Source organism: Cereibacter johrii, assembly GCF_001720585.1.
Classification (GTDB): Bacteria; Pseudomonadota; Alphaproteobacteria; order Rhodobacterales; family Rhodobacteraceae; genus Cereibacter_A; species Cereibacter_A johrii.
Map to the genome: position 1 here is coordinate 1 of NZ_MABH01000006.1, position 4,748 is coordinate 4,748.

The 4,748-nt window shown below is 71.9% G+C and carries 6 protein-coding genes and 1 pseudogene; 2 read left to right on the plus strand and 5 right to left on the minus strand.

Translation table 11 applies throughout. The features are described 5' to 3' along the window. Positions 1 to 197 (plus strand): annotated as a pseudogene (locus tag A9O63_RS00135) (propanediol utilization protein); the annotation flags it as partial. A 9-nt stretch (positions 198 to 206) separates the two neighbouring features. After that, positions 207 to 1,181 (plus strand): threonine-phosphate decarboxylase CobD, encoded by a 975-nt coding sequence (gene cobD / locus A9O63_RS00140; RefSeq protein WP_069330104.1) that lies wholly within the window; start codon positions 207 to 209, stop codon positions 1,179 to 1,181. A 67-nt stretch (positions 1,182 to 1,248) separates the two neighbouring features. Here cobD and pqqE read toward each other — a convergent pair whose 3' ends face one another. Genes pqqE through pqqA form a run of 5 tightly spaced genes read right to left on the minus strand, consistent with a single transcriptional unit; the run spans position 1,249 to position 4,449 of the window. Then, positions 1,249 to 2,391: a pyrroloquinoline quinone biosynthesis protein PqqE gene (pqqE, locus tag A9O63_RS00145; protein ID WP_069330105.1), complete on the minus strand. Its 1,143-nt coding sequence runs from the start codon at positions 2,389 to 2,391 to the stop codon at positions 1,249 to 1,251. Then, positions 2,391 to 2,687, minus strand: a complete 297-nt coding sequence (gene pqqD, locus A9O63_RS00150) for a pyrroloquinoline quinone biosynthesis peptide chaperone PqqD (protein ID WP_069330106.1) — start codon at positions 2,685 to 2,687, stop codon at positions 2,391 to 2,393. Before pqqD ends, pqqE begins: the two co-directional genes overlap by 1 nt. Continuing rightward, on the minus strand, positions 2,684 to 3,451 hold the full coding sequence (pqqC, locus tag A9O63_RS00155; RefSeq protein ID WP_069330107.1) for a pyrroloquinoline-quinone synthase PqqC: 768 nt from the start codon (positions 3,449 to 3,451) through the stop codon (positions 2,684 to 2,686). The genes pqqD and pqqC overlap by 4 nt, the downstream gene beginning before the upstream one ends. After that, complete coding sequence (gene pqqB / locus A9O63_RS00160; protein ID WP_069330108.1) at positions 3,448 to 4,350, minus strand: pyrroloquinoline quinone biosynthesis protein PqqB; 903 nt, start codon at positions 4,348 to 4,350, stop codon at positions 3,448 to 3,450. The genes pqqC and pqqB overlap by 4 nt, the downstream gene beginning before the upstream one ends. An 18-nt stretch (positions 4,351 to 4,368) precedes the next feature. Further along, positions 4,369 to 4,449, minus strand: a complete 81-nt coding sequence (pqqA, locus tag A9O63_RS00165) for a pyrroloquinoline quinone precursor peptide PqqA (protein WP_002720979.1) — start codon at positions 4,447 to 4,449, stop codon at positions 4,369 to 4,371. Positions 4,450 to 4,748 lie beyond the last annotated feature (299 nt).

Consider the following 4,748-nt stretch of genomic DNA (forward strand, 5'->3'; position numbering starts at 1 on the left):
TTGCGCTGCGCGGCCCGGCGGAGGATCCGACCGCGGCCCTGGCCCATGGGCTCGGCGCGCTCGGCTGGGCCATCGGCCACACCGGTCCCGCCCGCGCGCTGATCTTCCCGCCGGGCGCGGTTCCGCGCGGGGCGGCCGAAGCATTGCAGGCTGCGGGCTTTTCCCGCATCACGCGCTTCCGCATCGGCGGAGCCTGAGGAGGGACCATGCGCGATCACGGCGGCAATCTCGACAGCGCGGCAGCGCTCTATGGCGGGGCGGTCGAGGACTGGCTCGACCTCTCGACGGGGATCAACCGGGTGCCCTATCCGATGCCGCCCCTGCCCGCCCGCGCCCTGACCGCCCTGCCCGATGCGGCGGCCGAGGCGCGCCTTCTGGCCGCGGCGCGCCTGGCCTTCCGGACAGAGGCGCCGATGCTGGCCGTGGCCGGGGCACAGGCGGCGATCCAGCTCGTGCCGCGGCTCACCCCGCCCGGACGGGCGCGCGTCTTGGGCCCCACCTACAACGAACATGCGGCAAGCCTCCGCGCCGCGGGCTGGCAGGTCGAGGAGGTGGGCGAGCTTGCCGCGCTCGAGGGCGCCGATCTCGCGGTGCTCGTCAATCCGAACAACCCCGACGGCCGCCGCCACCCGCCCGAGGCCCTCCGGGCGCTCCTGCCCCGCGTGGGCCGGCTTCTGGTCGACGAGAGCTTCGGCGATCCGCTGCCCGATCTGTCGCTCGCGCCCGAAGCCGGGGTGCCGGGGCTTCTGGTGCTGCGCTCCTTCGGCAAGTTCTACGGGCTGGCGGGGCTGCGGCTGGGCTTCGTGCTGGGGAGTGCGGAGGAGGTGGCGGCGCTGGCGCGGATGGCGGGGCCGTGGGCGGTCTCGGGTCCGGCCATCGCCGCGGGAGCGGTGGCCCTGGCCGACCGCGACTGGGCAGAGACCACGACCGCGCGGCTCGAGGCCGAGGGGCCGCGGCTCGATGCGCTGGCTGCCCGCGGGGGCTGGCGGCTGGCGGGCGGCGCGCATCTCTTCCGGCTCTACGAGACCCCCGACGCGCGTGCGGCGCAGGACCGGCTCGCCCGCGCCCGGATCTGGAGCCGGATCTTCCCCTGGTCCGACCGGCTGATCCGCCTCGGGCTGCCGGGCGGCGAAGCGGAATGGGCGCGCCTCGATGCGGCCTTCGGCGAAGGGACGCAGTAGGCGGCCGTTCCGGGAACGGGCCCATCTCCCCATGGACGCCGCCCGGCAGGCTGCCTCTGCCCGAGGCTCAGCCCTCCGGCGTGCCGCCCGAGAAGTTGCGATAGAGGAAGCGGTCGGAGCCCGCCTCCGCCTCGGCCCCCGCGAGCGAGAAGAGCCGCGCATGAAGCGGAGACTTGGCGCAGGCCGGATCGGTCGCCGCCGCATCGCCCGCCAGCGCGAAGGCCTGACAGCGGCAGCCGCCGAAATCCTCCTCGGCATGGATGCAGGACCGGCAGGGCTCCTGCATCCAGCCGGTGCCGCGGTAGAGGTTCAGCGCCTCGGACCGCTGCCAGATCTCGGCCAGCGGCGCCTCGCGCACCGAATCGAAGCGGAGCCCGGTGATCGTCTCGGCGGCATGGCAGGGCAGAACCTTGCCCGAAGGCGAGATATTGAAGAACTGCCGCCCCCAGCCGCCCATGCAGGTCTTGGGCCGCACCGCGTAATAGTCCGGGATCACATAATCGATGGCGAGCACGCCCGCGAGCCGCGCCTGCCCCTCCTCGACGATCCGGGTCGCCTCGTCGAGCTGCGCAAGCGTCGGCATCAGCGCCGCGCGGTTCTTCAGCGCCCAGCCGTAATATTGCACATGCGCCACCTCGAGCCGCTGCGCGCCCATCTCGACCGCCATGTCGATGATGCGCGGCAACTCGTCGAGGTTCTGGCGGTGCATCACGGCATTGAGCGTGAGCGCCATCCCCTCCTCGCGCACCCAGCCTGCGGCCTCGATCTTCTTCGCATGGCCGCCGCGGAAACCGCCGATCCGCTCGGCCAGCGGCGCGCTCGCGCCCTGCAGGCTCACCTGCACATGGGCAAGCCCGGCCTCGGCCAGTTCGGCCACCTTCGCCCGGGTGAACATCACCGCCGAGGTGATGAGGTTGGTATAGAGCCCCGCCCGGTCGGCATGGGCCACGAGCGTGACCAGATCGCGCCGCACCAGCGGCTCGCCGCCCGAAAAGTGGATCTGGAGGACGCCGAGGGCCGCCAGCTCGCCGATCACCCGCTGCCAGTCCTCGGTCGAGAGCTCGCGGCTCGCCGCCTCCAGCTCCACCGGGTTCGAGCAATAGGGGCATTGCAGCGGGCAGCGGTGGGTAAGCTCGGCCAGCACCGCCATCGGCAGCGCGGGCGCGGTCCCGGCGGCGGGCTCGGGGGCGGCGAAGGCGCGGTCGTCCATCAGGCGGCCTCCCGGTCGATCAGATAGCCGCGGTCGGCCAGATCCTGCAGCAGCGCCAGCACCTCGCGCGCGATGACGCCGGGCTCGGCCACATATTTCCGCTCGAGGAGCGCCGTCAGCCCTGCCACCGTCGCCTGCCCGTCGCAGGCCTGCAGGATCTCGACGCAGATCTCGTCGGGCGTCATCACCCGCTCGGGCACCAGAAGCACCCACTGCTGGCGGCTCTGGTCGAAGCGCAGTCGGGCATGACGGGCCAGTTGCGGCACGCTGCCGGACGAAAGCTCGAGGCGGCTCACCGCATCTCCTCCGGCACGAAGGCACCGGGCGGAACATGGCCCAGCACATAGGCATGGTGGAGCGCGTCGAGCTGGGTCCAGAGCACCTGCGTCTTGAAGATCAGCGCATTGCACACCGCCGCGCGCTCCTCGGGCGTGCGGGCATGTTCGCGGACATAGCGCAGTGCATAGTCGGCGTCGCGCGGGGCCTGCGTCAGGCGGCGCTGGAAATAGGCCATGACGGTCGGATTGACGAAATCGTAGTGCGACAGCATCCCCGAGATCCGGGTGGCATGGATGTTCGGCGCGAAAAGCTCGGTCAGGCAGGAGGCGATGGCCTCGAGCGGCGAGCGGTCGCGGACGAAATGGACGTAGGCCTCGACCGCGAAGCGGGTGGCGGGCAGGATGCCCTCGGTCGATTCCACATAGGCGCGGTCCAGCCCCAGCCCGTCCGTCAGGATCAGCCAGCGGTCGATCCCGCCCTCGGCCCCCTCGGCGCCGTCGTGATCCTCGAGCCGGTGGCGCCATTCGATCCGCGTGGCGCGGTCGCGGAAGCGCGAGATCACCACCGCATCCTTCACCGGGATCGTGCACTGGTAATAGTAGCGGTTCAGCGCCCAGGCCTGCACCTGGCCCCTGGTCAGCTCGCCCCCGTGCAGCATGTGGTGGAACGGGTGGCGGTCGTGATAGCGCGCCGCGCCGATCTCGCGCAGCCGCTCTTCCATGGCGTCGGCGCTGTCCAGCGGACGGGCGGGCGACAGGCTCGTGCTCAGATCGAGGCTCATGCGACGAACTCCATTCCGGGACCGGGAACGCACCAGCCGGCGCGCTCGGCCTCGGCGCGTTCCGGCGAACCGGGCATCAGCACCGGGTTCGAATTGTTGATATGGACAAAGACCTTGCGGGCGATGCCCAGAGGGTCGAGCGCGGCCATGGCGCCCGCGGGCCCGCTCATCGAGATATGGCCCATCCGCCGCCCGGTCTTCTGCGACAGGCCCGCGCGGATCATCTCGTCATCCTGCCAGAGCGTGCCGTCGAAGAAGACGAGATCCGCCCCGGCGAGCCGGCAGGCCAGCGCGGGCGTGACCTCGGCGCAGCCGGGCAGGATGAAGGCGCGCCGGCCGCCGGCCGACAGCTCGAGGCCGATGCTGTCGCCTTCCGCCGCCCCCTCCTCCTCGCGCCAGAGCGCGGGCTTGCCCGGCACGGCGAAGCTCCGCACCGTGAGGCCGGAGGCGCGTCCGCAGGCGAGCACGGGTTCGAAGGGCGTCTCGGGCAGCATCGGGCGGCGCGGCACGATCTCGGGGCGCAGGACGCCGAAGATCGGGTTCGCGGCCAGAACCTCCAGCACGTCGGGGTGGGCATGGATCGCGAAGGGCCAGCCCTCGCGCAGGGTCAGAAGCCCCGCCACCGCATCGACCTCGGCATTGGTGAGGATCACGCCCGCGATGGGCGAATGGCGCAGCCCGTGGCGCGGATGCAGGGCCGGCGTGTCGAGGATCTGCTGGCGCAGGTCGGGCGAGGCATTGACGAGAAACCAGCTCTCGCCGTCCGCGCTGGCCGCGAGCGCGCACTGGCCGTTGCGGAGCGCAGGCTCGGCGCGGGCCGTGCGGCAGCCCGCGCAATTGCAGTTCCATTGCGGCAGGCCGCCGCCTGCTGCGGAGCCGAGGACAATGATCCGAAGCATCGCAGCAGGCTCCACTCGTTACTTGCGCTTGGCGCAGGAATACATGTTGATTTCCATCCCCACCGGGGTTTCGTCGTAACGCGGGGTCTTCCAGGCCATGGGATCTCCTCCTCCGTGATGGCGCCGCTCGAAGGCGGCTCCCTCGACTATCGGGGCTGCGACAAAGGGTCGCCAGCTATGGAGGAGATAGGCGGCGCCTATTGCGGCAGCGCAGCGGCAACCATGCTGCGGCACCAGGTTACCCGGCCCCGGGAGAGGGAGGCGGGCGGATGCCGGGTTGGCAGCCAAGGCAGCGCAGGCCCCCGCGGGCCAAGGACAGGGCGGCGTCAGGGCCGGGCGAGGAGCGGCGGCAGCGGCTCGATCGGGGGCAGCCGCATGGCGCTGCCCGCCGCCTGCAG